General features: G+C 70.4%; 20 protein-coding genes. 14 read left to right on the top strand and 6 right to left on the bottom strand.

The annotated features are described in order from the left end of the window. The first annotated feature begins 177 nt into the window (after positions 1-177). On the top strand, positions 178-1374 hold the full coding sequence (locus O7601_RS09995; protein WP_281565905.1) for an acyl-CoA dehydrogenase family protein: 1197 nt from the start codon (positions 178-180) through the stop codon (positions 1372-1374). 3 nt (positions 1375-1377) lie between these two features. Here the strand turns inward: O7601_RS09995 and O7601_RS10000 are convergent, their stop codons facing one another. Continuing rightward, positions 1378-1785, bottom strand: coding sequence for a CoA-binding protein (locus O7601_RS10000; RefSeq protein ID WP_281565906.1), 408 nt, complete (start codon positions 1783-1785; stop codon positions 1378-1380). 96 nt (positions 1786-1881) lie between these two features. Beyond that, positions 1882-2928 (bottom strand): Rv2578c family radical SAM protein, encoded by a 1047-nt coding sequence (locus tag O7601_RS10005; protein ID WP_281565907.1) that lies wholly within the window; start codon positions 2926-2928, stop codon positions 1882-1884. Between the two features lie 91 nt (positions 2929-3019). Between O7601_RS10005 and O7601_RS10010 the strand changes: the two genes are divergently transcribed. After that, entirely contained in the window at positions 3020-3418 is a 399-nt protein-coding gene (locus O7601_RS10010; RefSeq protein ID WP_281565908.1) for a DUF393 domain-containing protein, read from the top strand. 193 nt (positions 3419-3611) lie between these two features. Here the strand turns inward: O7601_RS10010 and O7601_RS10015 are convergent, their stop codons facing one another. The 3 genes from O7601_RS10015 to trxA form a co-directional block, all read right to left on the bottom strand. Next, positions 3612-4691, bottom strand: coding sequence for an HTTM domain-containing protein (locus tag O7601_RS10015; RefSeq protein WP_281565909.1), 1080 nt, complete (start codon positions 4689-4691; stop codon positions 3612-3614). Beyond that, on the bottom strand, positions 4688-5128 hold the full coding sequence (locus O7601_RS10020) for a hypothetical protein (protein ID WP_281565910.1): 441 nt from the start codon (positions 5126-5128) through the stop codon (positions 4688-4690). The genes O7601_RS10015 and O7601_RS10020 overlap by 4 nt, the downstream gene beginning before the upstream one ends. Before the next feature lie 146 nt (positions 5129-5274). After that, positions 5275-5637 (bottom strand): thioredoxin, encoded by a 363-nt coding sequence (gene trxA, locus O7601_RS10025; protein WP_281565911.1) that lies wholly within the window; start codon positions 5635-5637, stop codon positions 5275-5277. Between the two features lie 602 nt (positions 5638-6239). Here trxA and O7601_RS10030 point away from each other — a divergent pair. From O7601_RS10030 to O7601_RS10080, 11 genes are all read left to right on the top strand, one after another. Next, positions 6240-6755, top strand: coding sequence for a MaoC family dehydratase (locus O7601_RS10030; protein ID WP_210937730.1), 516 nt, complete (start codon positions 6240-6242; stop codon positions 6753-6755). 138 nt (positions 6756-6893) lie between these two features. After that, a complete protein-coding gene (locus O7601_RS10035) occupies positions 6894-7361 on the top strand; it encodes a hypothetical protein (RefSeq protein WP_281565912.1) in 468 nt (155 codons plus the stop codon). A gap of 65 nt (positions 7362-7426) precedes the next feature. Then, positions 7427-8050, top strand: coding sequence for an RNA methyltransferase (locus O7601_RS10040; protein WP_281565913.1), 624 nt, complete (start codon positions 7427-7429; stop codon positions 8048-8050). A gap of 189 nt (positions 8051-8239) precedes the next feature. After that, the gene (locus O7601_RS10045; RefSeq protein WP_348650243.1) at positions 8240-8923 is read left to right on the top strand and encodes a TFIIB-type zinc ribbon-containing protein; all 684 of its coding nucleotides are present in this window, start codon (positions 8240-8242) and stop codon (positions 8921-8923) included. A 116-nt stretch (positions 8924-9039) separates the two neighbouring features. Continuing rightward, entirely contained in the window at positions 9040-9198 is a 159-nt protein-coding gene (locus O7601_RS10050) for a hypothetical protein (RefSeq protein WP_007455302.1), read from the top strand. Positions 9199-9204: 6 nt separating this feature from the next. Beyond that, on the top strand, positions 9205-10077 hold the full coding sequence (locus O7601_RS10055) for a PH domain-containing protein (protein WP_281565914.1): 873 nt from the start codon (positions 9205-9207) through the stop codon (positions 10075-10077). A gap of 100 nt (positions 10078-10177) precedes the next feature. Beyond that, a complete protein-coding gene (locus O7601_RS10060; RefSeq protein WP_281565915.1) occupies positions 10178-10918 on the top strand; it encodes a SigE family RNA polymerase sigma factor in 741 nt (246 codons plus the stop codon). 92 nt (positions 10919-11010) lie between these two features. Further along, on the top strand, positions 11011-12174 hold the full coding sequence (locus O7601_RS10065) for a hypothetical protein (RefSeq protein WP_281565916.1): 1164 nt from the start codon (positions 11011-11013) through the stop codon (positions 12172-12174). A gap of 24 nt (positions 12175-12198) precedes the next feature. Continuing rightward, positions 12199-13059: a PHP domain-containing protein gene (locus tag O7601_RS10070; protein WP_281565917.1), complete on the top strand. Its 861-nt coding sequence runs from the start codon at positions 12199-12201 to the stop codon at positions 13057-13059. A 40-nt stretch (positions 13060-13099) separates the two neighbouring features. After that, positions 13100-13714: a MarC family protein gene (locus tag O7601_RS10075; RefSeq protein ID WP_281565918.1), complete on the top strand. Its 615-nt coding sequence runs from the start codon at positions 13100-13102 to the stop codon at positions 13712-13714. 43 nt (positions 13715-13757) lie between these two features. Continuing rightward, on the top strand, positions 13758-14693 hold the full coding sequence (locus O7601_RS10080; protein WP_281565919.1) for a PD-(D/E)XK nuclease family protein: 936 nt from the start codon (positions 13758-13760) through the stop codon (positions 14691-14693). An 85-nt stretch (positions 14694-14778) separates the two neighbouring features. On the opposite strand, the gene O7601_RS10085 is transcribed toward O7601_RS10080, so the two are convergent. Then, the gene (locus O7601_RS10085) at positions 14779-15636 is read right to left on the bottom strand and encodes an oxygenase MpaB family protein (protein WP_281565920.1); all 858 of its coding nucleotides are present in this window, start codon (positions 15634-15636) and stop codon (positions 14779-14781) included. Positions 15637-15763: 127 nt separating this feature from the next. Between O7601_RS10085 and O7601_RS10090 the strand changes: the two genes are divergently transcribed. Further along, positions 15764-16249 carry a DUF2231 domain-containing protein gene (locus O7601_RS10090; RefSeq protein WP_281566863.1) on the top strand — a complete coding sequence of 162 codons (486 nt, stop codon included), beginning with the start codon at positions 15764-15766 and terminating at the stop codon, positions 16247-16249. Positions 16250-16554: the final 305 nt, after the last annotated feature.

The following is a 16554-nucleotide window of genomic DNA, read 5'->3' on the forward strand; positions in this document are numbered from 1 at the left end:
TCCGCGTGGCCCGTCCGCCCTGGTGGGAAGGCCCTCTTTGCGGGACGCTACCCGCAGCGGTGAAGCTTTTCACAGGGGTTGTGTGGACTGCTCGTCTTGGCCGCCCCGGTCCGGGCGACGATACTGATCGAGCGTTTAGTTACCAGTGAGTAGGTGCGCCGAATTCCGGAGGCTGAGATGGCTCGACTCGCGCAGACGCCCGGCCTGACCGACGAGCAGCAGTCGATCCTGGGAACCGTCCGGGAGTTCGCGGACAAGGAGATCATTCCGCACGCGCAACGTCTGGAGCACGCCGACGAGTACCCGGCCGACATCCTCGACGGCATGAAGGAGATGGGCCTGTTCGGGCTCACCATCGCCGAGGAGTACGGCGGTCTCGGTGAGTCCCTGCTGACCTACGCCCTGGTGGTGGAGGAACTCTCCCGGGGCTGGATGTCGATCTCCGGCATCGTCAACACGCACTTCATCGTGGCGTACCTGATCTCCCAGCACGGCTCCGTCGAACAGCGGGCCCGGCTGTTGCCGAGGATGGCTGCCGGCGAGGTGCGGGGTGCCTTCTCCATGTCGGAACCGGAGTGTGGCTCCGACGTCTCGGCGATCAGATCGAAGGCGGTCCGCGACGGCGACCGCTTCGTCATCAACGGGCAGAAGATGTGGCTTACCAACGGCGCGTACTCGTCGGTGGTGGCCACCCTCGTCCGGACCGAGACCGGCGCGGACACGGTCTACGGCAACATGAGCACCTTCCTGCTGGAGAAGGAGCCCGGCTTCGGCGAGACCGCCCCGGGCCTGACCATCCCCGGCAAGATCGACAAGATGGGTTACAAGGGCGTCGAGACCACCGAGATGGTGCTCGACGGCGTCACCGTTCCCGACAGCGCCGTCCTCGGCGGACCCGACCAGGTGGGTCGGGGCTTCTACCAGATGATGGACGGCATCGAGGTCGGCCGGGTCAACGTCGCCGCCCGAGCCTGCGGCATCTCCATCCGGGCCTTCGAACTGGCCGTCGCGTACGCCCAGCAGCGCCGGACCTTCGGTCAGCCGCTCGCGGGGCACCAGGCCATCGCCTTCAAGCTGGCCGAGATGGGTACGAAGATCGAGGCGGCGCATGCCTTGATGGTCAACGCGGCCCGGCTCAAGGACGCCGGCCAGCGCAACGACGTCGAGGCCGGGATGGCGAAGCTGCTCGCCTCGGAGTACTGCGCCGAGGTCGTCCAGGAGGCGTTCCGCATCCACGGCGGCTACGGCTACTCCAAGGAGTACGAGATCGAGCGGCTGATGCGGGAAGCCCCGTTCCTGCTCATCGGCGAGGGCACCTCGGAGATCCAGAAGACGATCATCTCCCGGGGCCTGCTCCGCGAGTACAAGCTCTGAGCATCAACTGCGGCGGGTCAGCCCGGCGGCGGCCCGCTCCACGATCAGGCAGCGGTCCTCGACATAGTCGATGCCGGCCTCCTCGGCGATCCGCCGGGCCTGCGGCGAGACGATGCCGAGCTGCAACCACACCGCCGGGGCGCCGATCGCCACCGCCTGCCGAACGACTTCCACGGCGTCGTCGGCCGGCCGGAACACGTCGACCAGGTCGACCGGGTGCGGGATGTCGGCCAGGGACCGGTACACCGGCTCGCCGAAGAGTTCGTCGGCGGTCGGGTTGACCGGGATGATGCGCCAGCCATGCCGCTGCATCTCCAGCGGTACGCGGTGAGCAGCCTTGAACGGATCGCGGGACGCGCCGACGACGGCGATCACGGCGGCGTCGGCGAGAATCTTCTGGGCGGAACGCACCTGCCGACTGTAGCCGCGTCCCCGGCGGGCCGCCGGATCGACCGACGGGACCTCGCGGCGCGCTCGGCCTCGCCCGGCCCGGGGTCCAAGAGTCGATCAGAGCAGGCTCAGTTGCTCGGGCGGCGGTGTCGGTGCTTGCTGTGGCGTGTTGCGGTGTTCACCAGCCCCGGACCGGAGCAGTCCGTGACGACGGGCGGCGATGCGAACCCGCGCGGTCAGCTCTCGCTGGTAGGACTGCGGCGCGTACGCGCCCGCCCGGTACAACTCCCGGTAGCGCGGCACCAGCCGGGGATGCTCCCGCCCGAGCCACCGCGCGTACCACTCGCGGGCGCCGGGGCGCAGGTGCAGCGCAAGCGGCGTCACGCTGGCTGCGCCCGCGGCGGCGATCGTCGCCACGGTGGCCTCGATGGACTCGTCCGCGTCGGACAGACCGGGCAGGATCGGCGCCATCAGCACGCCCACCTCGAAGCCGGCGTCGGCAAAGCGGCGTACCGCGTCGAGCCGCCGGCGCGGGCTCGGCGTGCCGGGCTCGACCGAGCGCCACAGCTGCTCGTCGAGGAAGCCGACGGAGAAGGAGACGCTCACCCGGGCAACCTCGGCCGCCTGCCGCAGCAGCGGGAGATCACGCTGGATCAGGGTGCCCTTGGTCAGGATCGAGAACGGATTGGCGAAGTCGCGCAGCGCCTCGATGATCGGCGGCATGAGCCGGTAACGCCCCTCGGCCCGCTGGTAGCAGTCGACGTTCGTGCCCATCGCCACGTGCGCGCCGTGCCAGCGCGGCGCGGCCAGCTCACGACGAAGCAGCTCACCTGCGTTGACCTTGACGACCACCCGCGTGTCGAAATCCGCCCCCGCGTCGAAGTCTAGGTAGGTATGGGTATTTCGGGCAAAGCAGTAAAAACACGCATGACTGCATCCGCGGTACGGGTTGACGGTCCACTCGAACGGGACGCGGGAGCTGCCCGGGACCTTGTTGAGGATCGACTTGGCGCGCACCTCGTAGAAGGTCATGCCGGCGAAATCGGGGGTGTCGAAGGTGCGGACGACCGCATCGGGCAGCGCCAGCGGCAGGGGTGGTGTCGCTGGCGCTGCCCGTCCGGGAACTCCCTCGACCGGGGGAGCGGTGAGGTTGTCCCAGCGCATGGCCAGTATTCGAACACATGTGCTATCCGTGTGCAAGTGACTCGCCGGACACCCGCGTGTGGGTGCCCGACGGTGGGGGCAGGATGAGGGCATGTCGACCTTCGTCTACGACGGGGACTGCGCCTTCTGCACCCGCTGCGCGGAGTTCATCGAGCGCCGCATCCCGACCGGTGCTCGCGTCGTGCCCTGGCAGTTCGCCGACCTCGACCGGCTCGGTGTGACCGAGGCGGAGTGCGAGGAGGCGGTGCAGTGGGTCGGTGCCGACGGCAGCCGGGCCGCCGGCCCGGACGCCATCGCCGCGCTGCTCGCCAGCAGCGGCCGCGGGTGGCGGATCGCCGGGGCCGGGCTACGGCTTCCACCGGTACGCGCCGCCGCCTGGCCCGTGTACCGCTGGGTGGCCCGCAACCGGCACCGGATGCCCGGCGGCACGGCCGCCTGCTCGCTGCCCCAGGAGACCCGGGACCGCCTCTACGGCCCCTCCGCCGGCTGACACCTCGCCAGCCCGCCCGCGCTACGGCTCGCGTGGCGCAATCTTGGACAGTTCCCGTTAGGCGTTAACGGAAACTGTCCAAGATCTACGGGGCGACGCCCGGAATGCGGCTGTCGATGGCCTCGGTGGTTGGGGCGGCACGGTTCGGCTGCTTGTCGGCCCGGGTCTCGTGCGAGCACGGATCGTGGACCGGTCAGGGCGCTGTCGGGTCCGGTATCGGCTCGCCGCCACCGCGTCGTGTCTTCGCGGGCGCGGCGGTGCCGGCCGGCGGCACCGTGCGGGTCGTCAGTGCGCCATCCGGTCCGGCGTCCTCCGTGATCGGTGCGGTGTCCACCCGCCCGCCGACCTGAGCATCAACAGGCGGGGCATCGGCCGCTGGGGAGCGGCTGTTCGACGGGGCATCGGCCGGCAGCGGGACGGAGTCGAGCCTTCGCTGGTCGGGCGTGGACCTGCGGGCCAGGAGCTGTCGCGTTGCGACGAGCGGGCGGACCTTCTCCAGCGGCAGGAAGCTGGTCATGGCGACCAGGTGGGGTGCGAACGAGATGGTGATGGTCGCGATCGTCACCAGGTGGAACGAGTAGAAGAAGCCGACAGTGGCGAGCCGCCAGCGCTCGGGCAGCACGAAGACCAGGGGGCTGAGCAGTTCGAAGGCGAGGATGCCGAACTGGGCGACGAGCAGCAGGTGGGGCACCTGCGCGATCAGGTCCGCCAGGTCGGTGCCGCGTCGGATGATCGCTTTGGCGAGCACCGAGCCGGTCGCCCAGTCCAGGCCGCCGAAGCGGAACTTCGCCCAGGCGGCCAGGAAGTAGGTGCAGACCACCGAGATCTGGGTGACCCGCAGCGCCCAGCCGCCGGCCTCCGTCCTGGTCGGGTCGCCGTGCCGGGCCCGGCCCGCGGTGGGTAGCACGGCCAGCGCGACGAGCAGGGCGAACCGGTCGTGGTCCACCTTGCCGTAGCTCATCGCGATGATCATCCACTCCAGGTAGAGCGCGAAGACCGTCCAACCGAGCAGTCGGGGGGCCCGTCCGGTCGCGGCGAGCAGGGCCAGTAGCAGCAGGGCCCAGAAGATCACGCTCACCAGCGTCGCGGTGGGGGTGGGCAGTGGCAGTACCCGCCCGACGAAGAGCGGTTGGTAGAGGTTGCCGGGCACGTCGACGCGGTCGCGTACCCAGGGGGTGAAGACGACCAGGTCGGCGGCGACGAAGAGGTAGACAAGCGTGCGGAACGCGGCAACCCGACCGCGAGGCACCGCTTCGGTGAGCCAGCGACTCATCGGGCGACTTGCCAGTGGACGACGGTCTCGTCGACCCACCGGCCGGTGGGCCGACGGTCGGTGATGTCGTGCCACCGGATCACGATCCGGACCTCGGCCAGTTCCGGTGCGTCGGGATGGCGTCGGCCGTACGCCTCGGCGATCTCGCGCAACCGGCTGGGGTCGGCAACGTACCGGCTCTGTTGGCCTTCGATCTCGGCTCGGCGGATGCCGGTCGCGCCCTCGCCCAGGTCGACGAGGTTGCCGCTGAGGTCGACCCCTTCGACCCGGGTGTCCGGGGCGTCCGCGTCGGCCGGATCGGAGGTGGAGTACATCCGGAAGGGACCGAACGGGAAGTGGTCGTCCACGCCCCAGACGGTGCCAGCGAGCAGGACGGCGAGGCCGAGTGCCGTCACCGCCACCCGCGCCGTACGGCCGCGGCTCGTCAACGCATCCATCGTTCGCCGAAGATACGGCACCGGCGCGCGTTCAAGTGGCCTCATCGGCGGGCCGTGTCCCAGCTGTGACGAGGCCCGGCGTCCTGGTGGGAGTGCGGACGCCGATGGCCGGGCCCGTCACGGGCCCGGCCATCGTGTCGGTGAGATCAGTGCTTGTGCTCGGCGAGCTTCTTGCGCACGTCATCCATGTCGAGCGCCTGAACCTGCTCGATGAGGTTCTCCAGGGCCGACTCCGGCAGCGCGCCCGGCTGAGCGAAAACGATCACGCCGTCGCGGATCGCCATGATGGTCGGGATGGACCGGATGTCGAACTTGGCGGCGAGTTCCTGCTGCGCCTCGGTGTCCACCTTGCCGAAGGTGATGTCGCCATGCTTGTCGGAAGATCGCTCGTAGACCGGAGCGAACCGCTTGCAGGGACCGCACCAGTCGGCCCAGAAGTCGACCAGCACGATGCCGTTGGCCTCGGTCACCTGGTCGAAGTTCGCCGTGGTCAGCTCGACGGTTGCCATGTGAGTCTCTCCGATCACGCGGAACAGCTACGTCTGGTGGAACTCGGGCGTACCCCATCGCATTCCCGCCGTGGTGCCACCGTAACCCTGGTCGCAGTCCGGGTGGGGCCTTTGTCCGCATCGATCGGCATCGGTTTCTCGGAGGTGTCCGCAAATCGCACATGCATGTCGCATTTGCGTGACCGCCCGTAATGGGAGCGTTTCCAATGAGATCAACGCTCTGGCCGGGTACGAAGCGGTAACTTTGGCGCTGACGAGCGGGGATTCGACCTGCGGAGATCGCCTTTTGACCGACGATCAGTCACCCAGAGTAATGTAACAAAAAGATAAATGTGACGTCGGTCTCTGTGCGACCGGACGGACGTACGGCAGAATCTTGAGGCATCAGAGCGTGGGCGGCGGGTGCCGGGGAGGGCCCCGCCGCTCATTGCGTCCGGCCTCGGTCGACGGTCGTCGGCCCCGCCCGCGCAGGTGCTGATCAAGCGGTCTTCGTCCCGCCGGCGGATGTGACATTCCGGTGCCTGTCCCGCCCCACGACGCGCCTTAACCCTCGATAAGGCATGCTGTGCCGAACTCCGCCGCCTCCGTCGAAGGAGACCTGGATGCAGTTCGGCCGCTACTACGAGGAGTTCGAGGTCGGCGCGGTCTACCGGCACTGGCCGGGCAAGACGGTCACCGAGTACGACGACCACCTGTTCTGCCTGCTCACCATGAACCACCATCCGCTGCACCTGGACGCGCACTACGCCGAGACGGCGAGTCAGTTCAAGCGCAACGTCGTGGTCGGCAACTACATCTACTCGCTCCTGCTCGGCATGTCGGTGCCGGACGTCAGCGGCAAGGCCATCGCGAACCTGGAGATCGAATCGCTGCGGCACGTCGCTCCGACCTTTCATGGCGACACGATCTACGGCGAGACCACGGTGCTCGACAAGCGGGAGTCCGCCTCCAAGCCGGATCGTGGCGTGGTGGCGGTGGAGACCCGCGGCTACAACCAGGACGGCACGCTGGTCTGCGTCTTCCGGCGCAAGGTGATGGTCCCCAAACGGGAGTACGCGGCGGCAGCCGTTCCGGACGGTGTCGACCCCGAGCGGCCGAGCTTCCCCGAGCCCCGCTGACCCGTACCCGGGTGGTTCCGCCCGAGGTGGGCTCGTCGCACCCGCTCGGCGGGGGCACGGCGCCGCGCCGCGGCGGGTTACCGGCGTCGGGGTTCGGTCCCCGGTCCGGGCGCATATGCTGGCGCCGGAGGTCCCGCCATGAGCGAGCGAATCACCACCGCCACCGCCTACTCCGCCACCGAGTGGGACCTGCTCACCAGTCTGCCGGGACGGGTGATCGTGGCCGCTGCCCAGCCCGGCCCGGGGCGTCCGCACCGGGGGGTGGCGGCGGGCCTCGCCGGACTGGACGCCGTGGCGGCCGGACGGGCCTTCGACAGTGATCTCGTCCGGGCGGTGGTGGCCGCGATCTACGCGCGGCACGACGGGCCATCGCCGTCGGGGACCCAGCTCACCGACCTGGTGAACGTGCTCGCCGCCTGCCGGTCCGTCGTGCGGGTACTGGATCGTCATGCCGACCCGGCCGACTCGGCGGCCTACCGGCAGTGGGTGCAGTCAGTGGCCGCCCGCGTCTGTTGTACCGCCTCCTCGGCGTTGTCCGGCGGCATGCTGGCTCCCGCCGACCGCCGTCTCCTCGACCGGCTCGGCGACGCCCTCGACCTGTGCTGACCGCGGTGTCGCCGGGGCCGGGCGGCCGGGTGCGGCCCGCCCCGCGGGGCGTAACGTGCGTGACCGTGACCGGTGAGCAGCTCGACGTCGGCGTGGGTCCATGGCCCGGGGACCTGCCGGAGGACCCCCGCTACGACCCGGAACTGCTCGCCGCGGGGGACCGGCGCAACGTCGTCGACAAGTACCGCTACTGGCGGCGCGAGGCGATCGTCGCCGACCTGGATCGGCGGCGGCACGACTTCCACGTGGCGATCGAGAACTGGCAGCACGACCTGAACATCGGGACTGTGGTACGCAACGCCAACGCGTTCCTGGCGGCCGAGGTGCACATCGTGGGCCGGCGGCGCTGGAACCGCCGCGGCGCGATGGTAACCGACCGCTACCAGCACGTACGCCACCACGGGACAATCGACCAGTTGATCCTCTGGGCATCGGAGCGCGGCCTGCCGCTGGTCGGCATCGACAACCTGCCCGGCTGCCGGCCACTGGAGACCGCCACGCTGCCGCGGCGGTGCGTCCTGCTGTTCGGTCAGGAGGGTCCGGGCCTTTCCGAGGCCGCGCACTCCGCGTGCGACGAGATCTTCTCCATCGCCCAGTACGGCTCGACCCGCTCGATCAACGCAGGGGTGGCGAGCGGAATCGCCATGCACACCTGGATCCGCACCCACGCCTCCCCACCCCCCACCTAACAGCCCACCCACCCCGCACCCACCCCCGCCTGCAGTCGATCATGAAGTTGTTGTCGCGACACGCCGAGGAGGGGGATAACAACTTCATGATCGAGCGGGGATGCGGGGGGGCGGTGGGTTGGGGGGAATGGGGGCGCTCGGCTTGACGGGGAGCCGCCAGGGGGTGACGGTGGAGTGGTGACGGTTGCGGTGAGTTGTCCCAGATGCGGCGGGTCGGTGCGGGCGCCGGACCTCATGCATCCGGAATCCCGCTGTCCCGACTGTGGGCCGGTCGCCCCGCTGCACGTGCCCGAGCACATCGGTGCCGAGATCGTGGCCAGCGTGGTCGAACATATCCAGACCGCCGCCCAGTCGCAGCGGCCGGTGGTTCCGCTGTGGTGTCCGTGGCCGCTGCCTCCGGGTTGGACCACCACGGGAGTGGCGTGGGCCGGCGACGACCGGCTCGGGGTACGCGCCACGGCGGTCGCCTGTGCCGGGCCGGCGCCGTTGGGCGGTGGGCCGGCGGATCTGGTCTTCGTGGCCGAGGAGCCCGGTGTGGGGCTGGGCACGCGATACGCCGGGGTGCCCGGCCCGGACGCCGGTCCGGAACTGGCGGAGGCGCTGACCGACCCCGGCCCGGGGCATCCTGGCCACGTCGGACGCGCCGGGATCAAGGTGGCCGGTCACCCAACTCCACTGTGGTTGGTGAACTCGTTACCGGATCGAAGCGCGTACGCCGGCGAGGCTCGGGGAATGTGGCTCTATGCGATAGCCTGGCCGGCGAGTGCGGGGCATCTGCTCGCGGAGGACGTGCTGCTGCACGACCTGGTCGAGTGGACGCCGCCCGAGCTCGTGTACGGCGCACCATCTCCGTATCTGCACGGGAAGGCTTGACAAGTCTCCCTGAATGTCGGAGAACGGACGCAGATATTCACGGTAAGACACCACGCTGATACTCTGGGTGCCGCTGCGGTAATGGGACCCGGCGCCGCGCGAGAGGATGGCCCGCCATGGTCAAGAAGGTCCTCACCTGGGCCGGAATCGCATTCTTGATCTTCTTCGTCGCCTACCGGCCAAATTCCGCCGCGGACGTGTTCAAGTCGCTGGGTGGCGGCATCATGGACATCGCCCAAGGCTTCGGCGACTTCTTCACCTCACTGGTCGCCTAGCCTCCGATGGGAAGCCCCTCCGGCCCACCCTTCGATCCCGACGATCCCGACCGGGCCCGCCGGGAACGCGACACAGAGCCGATCCCTCGAATCGATCCGGACGACGGGCCGGGCTACGGCACCGGCCCCCGTCGCTCCGACGGTCCGTCCTTCTCCGACGACGCCGGCTATGGCGACGGTCCGTACGCCGGCGAGGGTCGGTCGGGTCGGGCCTGGGCACGCGACCCGGAGGCCGGTTACCTGTCCCCGGAGATCTCCGAGGAGGAGTTGGCCGGCCTGCGCGCCGATGCCAGCGGCACCACTCCCCGCAGGGTGCTGCCGCTGGAGGACGAGCCCAGCTCGTTGGTCGCCCGATACCTGTTTCCGACCGAGCGGTACCGGGGCGAGTGGAAGCGGCACTGGGTCCACCTCGTCACCCCGATCATCGTCGGCATCGCAGCCACCTTCGTGCTCGGCTACCTCTCCGGCTTCCTCGCCGGTCAGGACGTCGGCGCGCTCACCACGATCGCGGTGCTGCTCTGGTTCGCGGTCATGGGCTGGGTGGCGTGGCGGGTCGCCGACTGGTGGTACGACCGCTTCATCCTGACCAACAAACGGGTGATGGTGGTCAACGGCATCGTCACCCGGAAGGTGGCGATGATGCCCCTGACCCGGGTGACCGACATGAAGTACGAGCAGACGCCAGCGGGCCGAGCGCTCAACTATGGCACCTTCGTGCTGGAGTCCGCCGGTCAGGAGCAGGCGCTACGCGAGGTCAAGAACCTGCCCAACCCCAACGAGCTCTATCTGCGCGTCGTCGAGGAGATGTACGAGCCGCAGGCGGTCGAGGCCCGGTTGGGCAAGGAGCAGGACGAGGCGAAGGCCGACGACGGTGCCTGAAACTTCCTGACCGAACATCGGAGATATTGCGCACCTTCCGTCCTCGACCCGCTGGTCACGCTGTGGCAGGCTGCGGCAGGATCAGGCACGGAGGTGGCGTGTGGCCAGCAGCAATCCGCTGGAAGACGAGTTTCGCGACTTCGTCGCGGCCCGCTCCGGCGCCCTGCTGCGTACCGCGTACCTGCTCACCGGGGACTGGGGCACCGCGGAGGATCTTCTCCAGACCGCGCTGACCAAGACGTATCTGGCGTGGAAGCGGCTGGGTGGGATCGAGGCGATCGAGCCCTACGCCCGACGAGTCATGGTCAACACCTCGACGAGTTGGTGGCGGCGTCGCTGGCACGGTGAGCGGCCGACCGAGGCGCTGCCCGAACAGGCCGCCACCGACGAGATCGAACGCCAACTGGACCGGGACGTGCTCTGGCGGCACCTGCGTGCGCTGCCCGCCCGGCAGCGTGCGGTGCTGGTGCTGCGTTTCTACGAGGACATGTCGGAGGCGCAGACCGCCGCCATGCTGGAGATCTCGCCGGGCACCGTGAAGAGTCAGACCTCCCGAGCACTGGCCACGCTGCGTCGACGGATCGGCGCGGAGGAGGCCTTCGGTCCGCGCGCGGGCCGGCCGGAGCCAGCCGAGCAGCCAATTGGTAGGTCGGAGCCGAAGGCGCAACCGGCCGGAAGGTCGGAGCCGACGACGCGGCCGACCGGAAGGTCGGAGCAGGCTGCGCAGCCGGCCGGGACGGTGGGGCGGGTCGAGCAGCCGGGCAACCGGCCCGGCACCGAAGATCCGCAACCGGAGGGCGCCGGCCGGCCCGGAACGGCGCTGGTCGGAGAGCGACAGTGAATCGCAAATCACCAGCTCATGACAACCAGAGCCGACTCCCGAATCGTTCATTGGACGTGCCGCCCAATGACCTCGAAGGTGCCCTCCGGGAGATGTTGTCCCGGCGGGCAGCCGTGACGCGTGCGGTCGCCACCGATCCAGCAGGTGCGGCCATCCGACGGGCCAACCGGATGCAGCGCCGCCGGACCCTGGCCGGCGTCGGCCTGGCCGTGCTGGCGATCGTCGTGGTCAGTGGAGGCAGCCTGCACCTGCGTGACAACCGGCCACCGGCGAGCGGCACGGTGGTGATCGGAGACCCAGATCAACGGCTGCTCGTCGATCGCACCATTCCGCCGCCCGGGCCGGACACCGCCCCTCCGCTCGCCGAGGTCGACCTGTTGATTGACGGGTCGATCGCCACCGCGCAGGGCCGACGGGTGCCGTTGCTCGGCACCGGCGAGGTGGAACGGGCACATCGACTCACCGACGGCCATGGCTGGTTGGCCGTCGGAGCACCGACCTTGGCCGGGCGGTTCCTGTGGGCGGTGGCTGCGGACGGCACCGCGCAGGTGCTGCTGGCCGGTGCCGACGAGATCGTCTTGGATGCAGTCGGCCGGCAGGTCGCCTGGAAACAGGGCACCGTGCTGGCGGCCGCGGGAATCGTCAACGGCGAGCTTGCCACCACCGTGCGGGCCGAAGCGCCGGCCGAGGCGGTGCCGCTGCGGTTCGTCAATGGTGCCGTGCTGGTCAGGCTGACGCCCGACCGCCCCGGGCACGTGCTGTGGCCGCTGAGCCCCGGCCCACTGGCCCAGGGCGCCGACCGGGCCAGTACCCACATCTTCGGTGCGCTGCCCGACGGACGCCTGGTCGGTGAGATCAGCCCAGGCGCCGGGTCGCCCGCCTGCCTCACCCTGCTCGAACCGGCCCGGGATCTTCGGCCCAGCCAGCCGGACTGCGGTCCGGAGACGGCTGGCGACGGCCGGGGCGCAGTGTCGCCGGACGGGCGCTGGCTGCTGGTCAACGGTCGGTCGGCGGGTGAGGACTCGGCGCTGCTGGTTGATCTGGCCAGGCTCGAAACGTCCACCGGGGTACCCGCCGGGCCGCCGATGACCGACACCGTGGTCTGGAGTAGGCCCGACACGGCCTACTACGCCGATGCCGCCGGCGGCCTGGTCCGGTTGTCCGTCGATCGGGCCACCGCGGGCCGTCCCGCCGCGCCGAACGCTCTGCCCGGCCTCCCCGCCGGTGAGCTACCGGTGGTGGTGAGCGGTGGCTGACCCGGGATGCGGTGACCGCGGGCGATGACCCCTCGGATCGACCTGCACACGCATTCCACGGCCAGCGACGGCACGCTCGACCCGGCCGAGCTGGTGCGTGCCGCCGCCGTGGCGGGACTGGACGTGGTGGCGATCACGGATCACGACACCACCGACGGCTGGGCGCCGGCGCTGCGTGCCCTGCCGCCCGGGCTGCGGCTGGTCCGTGGCGCGGAGCTTTCCTGCCGATGGGACGGCGAGCAGCCCCCGGTGCCGCTGCACCTGCTGGCGTACCTCTTCGATCCGGCGCACCCGGATCTGGTCGCCGAGCTGACCCGGGTGCGCGCGGCGCGGCTGGCCCGGGGCGAGCGGATGGTGGACCTGCTGCGTGCCGACGGCATCGAAGTGGACTGGCCGGAGATCCTGGCCCTGGCCGGCGGCGGGACGGTGGGCCGACCGCACATCGCTCAGGCACTCATCCGGGCCGGTCTGGTCGCCACCACCAGTGAGGCGTTCGGGCCGGACTGGCTGGGGGAGCGGTACCGGTTGCCCAAGGAGGACATCGACGTGTTTCGGGCCGTACGGCTGATCCGGGCGGCCGGCGGCGTGACGGTGTTCGCTCATCCCCGGGCCAGTCGGCGTGGCCGGATCGTGCCCGACGAGCTGATCGCCGAACTGGCCGCGGCGGGGCTGGTCGGCCTGGAGGCCGACCACGAGGACCATTCGACCGTCGAGCGGGCCCACGTACGCGGCCTCGCCGCCGAACTGGGCCTGCTGGTGACCGGCTCGTCGGACTTCCACGGCAGCCACAAGACGGTACGGCTCGGTGCCTTCACCACCGGCGTCGAGGCGTACGAACGGATCGTCGCCGCCTCCTCCGGGGTGACCGAGGTCGCTTCGGGCTGACCTGGGTTTCGACGCCGACCGGCACGGCTACGGTGACCGGGTGGATCTCAAGCTCTTCGGCGAGGTCTTCGTGACCCTGCTGGTGATCGTCGACCCGCCCGGCATGATGCCGATCTTCCTGGCGCTGACCGGCCCGCTGTCCGCGCGGGAACGCAACCGGGCTGCCTGGCAGGCGGTCGCGCTGGCGCTGGGCGTGATCGTGATCTTCGCGGTGGCGGGTCAGACCCTGCTCGCCTACCTGCATGTCGACCTGCCGGCGTTGCAGGCGGCCGGTGGGCTGCTGCTGATCCTGGTGGCGCTGGAACTGTTGACCGGCAAGACCGACGACCCGACCAAACAGGCCACCGCGAACATCGCCCTGGTGCCGCTGGGTACGCCGCTGCTGGCCGGACCCGGCGCGATCGTGGCGACGATGCTCTTCGTCCAGCGGGCCGACAGGGCGGGCGACTTCTCCGCGATCGCCGCCGCCATCGTCGCGGTGATGCTCACCGTCTGGATCGTGCTGCGATTCTCCGGAGGCATCGTGAAGGTACTGCGTCCGGGCGGGATCGAGGTGCTCACCCGGATCGCCGGCCTGCTGCTGGCGGCGATCGCCGTACAGCTCATCGCGGACGCGATCGCGGCGTTCGTGGCCCAGTACAACGGCGCCGGCTGACCGGCCCGCCCGGTCTGTCGGGGGTGGATGGCAGGATCAGGTCGTGCGACGAGCCTCTCCAGCCGGACGACCCGCCGCCGGTGGCCGCGCGCCCCGGCCCCGTGACGCGCAGCCCGAGCAACTCGGCTTCGACGGCATGCCGGACCGCCTCTTCGTCTGCACGCCGAGCCGCCTCGGCACGTACGCCGACTGTCCACGGCGCTACCGCCACTCCTACGTCGACCGTCCGGCGCCGCCGAAGGGCCCACCCTGGGCACACAACTCGCTCGGCGCGAGCGTGCACACCGCCCTGAAGAACTGGTATGCGTTGCCCGCCGACCGACGCCGTCCGGAGGTGCTGCCGACCCTGCTCAAGAGCACCTGGGTACGCGAGGGCTACCGCGACGACGAGCAGGAACGCGGGGCCTACCGGCGGGCGCTCGGCTGGCTGGAGGCGTACGTTGGTGGGCTGGATCCGGCCGACGAGCCGATCGGGGTGGAACGGGTGGTGGCGGTGAAGACCGGGGTGCTGGCCTTCAATGGCCGCGCCGACCGGATCGACTCGCGGCCCGGCCCGCAGGGGCCCGAGTTGGTCATCGTTGACTACAAGACCGGCCGCGCCGGGCTGGACGGCGACGACGCGCGCGGCTCGCAGGCGCTCGCGCTGTACGCGTACGCGGCCGAGCGGGTCTTTCGCCGGCCGTGCCGCCGGGTCGAGTTACACCACCTGCCGAGCGGCACCGTCGCCGCCCACGAGCACAGTGCCGAGTCATTGGCGCGGCAGGTGACCCGCGCGGAGGAGACCGCCCGCGACATCATGGCCGCCGAGCGGTCCGTCGCCGACGGCGCGGATCCGGACGACGCCTTCCCGACCGCCCCCGGCCCCCGCTGCGCCTGGTGCGACTACCGGCGTACCTGCCCGGCGGGTGCCGCCCTACCGGGCAAGGAGCCGTGGGCCGCCGTGGACCGCTTCGCCGGGCCGGCGACCGAGGAGGACTGAATCGCACCGGGCCAGCGACCGAGGAGGACTGAACCGCATCGGCCGTTCGAGGTGGACGGGCGGGTGGACGCGCTGTGGCGGTGGGTCAGGTGGAGGCGGCGATGAGCCGCGCCGCACGTTCCTTGGCGGCGCGCTGCATGGGGCCTTCCCGCCAGTCGCGCGGCAGGGCGGTGAGAGCGAGCCGCAATGCGCGTACCGTCACGTCGGCCGACAGCGCGGTGGTCGGCAGGCCCAGTCCGCCGTACAGCCGCCGTGCCCAGGGCGGCAGCAGGGCGAGGGCAGTGCCGGCGATGCCCAGGTACGCCCAGCGGGGCGGGCCGAGATTCAGCCCGATCCGGGCCGGCAGGCTGAGCTTCCACGGCAGGGGCGGAGCGGTCAGGAACAGGGCGGTCTCGGCGGCCTCTCGGGTCATCCGCAGCTCGGGTCGGATCCGCTGGTAGTAGTCGGCCACCTCCCCGGCGGTGCCGGGCACGGTCTGCGGAGCCAGGCCGACGAGCGCGGCGGCGCGTCGCTGCTCGGTGTAATAGCGATCCACCTCGTTGGCGTCCAGCGGTACGCCGGCTCGCCGCGCGGTGTCGAGAAACGACTCCACCTCCGTGACGTGCACCCAGCGGAGCAGGTCCGGCTCATCGATCCGGAACCGCTCACCGGTGGCCGGATCGACCGCGGTCATCCGGGCGTGCAGTCGACGTAGCCGCTGTCCGGCCCGCTCCGCCTCGTCGGTGGTGCCGTAGACGATGGTGCCCACGTAGTCGGCGGTGCGGATCAGACGTCCCCAGGCGTCCTGACGGTAGTTGCTGTTCTGTGCCACTCCGGCCATCGCCCGTGGATGCAACGCCTGCAGGTAGAGGGAACGCAGACCGGCGACGAACAGGATGGGCTCCTGGTGCAGCTTCCAGGTGACCGAACCGGGACCGAACAGGCCGACGTCGACGGTATCCACCAGTCAAGGGTGCCACGCCGACCGGCATGAACCTGTCCGGTCGGGCCTGCGTGTGAAGCAACAGGGCGTTGGGCTGACCAAGCAGGGGCCCGTACGCTGACACCCACGATCATCCTTGGAGGTGCCGATGTTCGAGAAGGCGCTGGGCCTGCCCCTACACGTGCTGGTCGTGCACGCGGTCGTCGTTTTCGTACCGCTGTTGGTGCTGCTCGCCTTCGCGTACATCGTGCTGCCCCGGTTCCGCGCCCGGTTGGACTGGGCGGTGGCGCTCCTGGCGGTGGTCGCGCCGATCACCGCATGGGTCTCCACGAGGTCCGGTGAGGCGCTACAGGCCCGGCAGATCGAGCGGGGATTCTCCGGCGAGATCCTCGACAAGATCAACGAGCATGCCGCGTACGGCGAGGTGCTGTTCCGCGTGACGTTGGGGCTCGGCCTGGCGGTCATCCTGCTGCTGGTCGCCACCAGCAATCATCCACGGGTGCCGAAGCTGCCCAGCTGGGTGCCGGCGGTGCTGTCGGTCGTGGTGCTGGGCCTGGGCGTCGCCGCGCTCGTCTACGTCTGGCTCACCGGTCACTCCGGCTCCGAGATGGTCTGGGGCAACACCTACGAGTAGGCCGCGCGCGGCGTCTAGCACCACGGAGTCCCGATGTCTCCTCAGAACAGCAGCCGAGTGCAGAGCAGACAGGTCAGCACCAACAGGACGGCTCCGGCGACCGCGCCGACGGTCCAGGTGATTCGCTGCGCCCGCTGCTCCTGTGCGTCCAGGCTTGCCATGTCCTGGGCCGGTAGCTGGCGGGGCGGTGCCGCTTGCAGGTGCACCGGGGGCCGCCAACCGGGTGGTGGCGCGGTGGTGGGTGGCGGCCCGCTGTAGCCGCCCGTTTCGCCCGAGGTGACATGCCCAGGGCCCAGGGTCGGGGC

The organism is Verrucosispora sp. WMMD573 (assembly GCF_027497175.1).
Taxonomy (GTDB): Bacteria; Actinomycetota; Actinomycetes; order Mycobacteriales; family Micromonosporaceae; genus Micromonospora.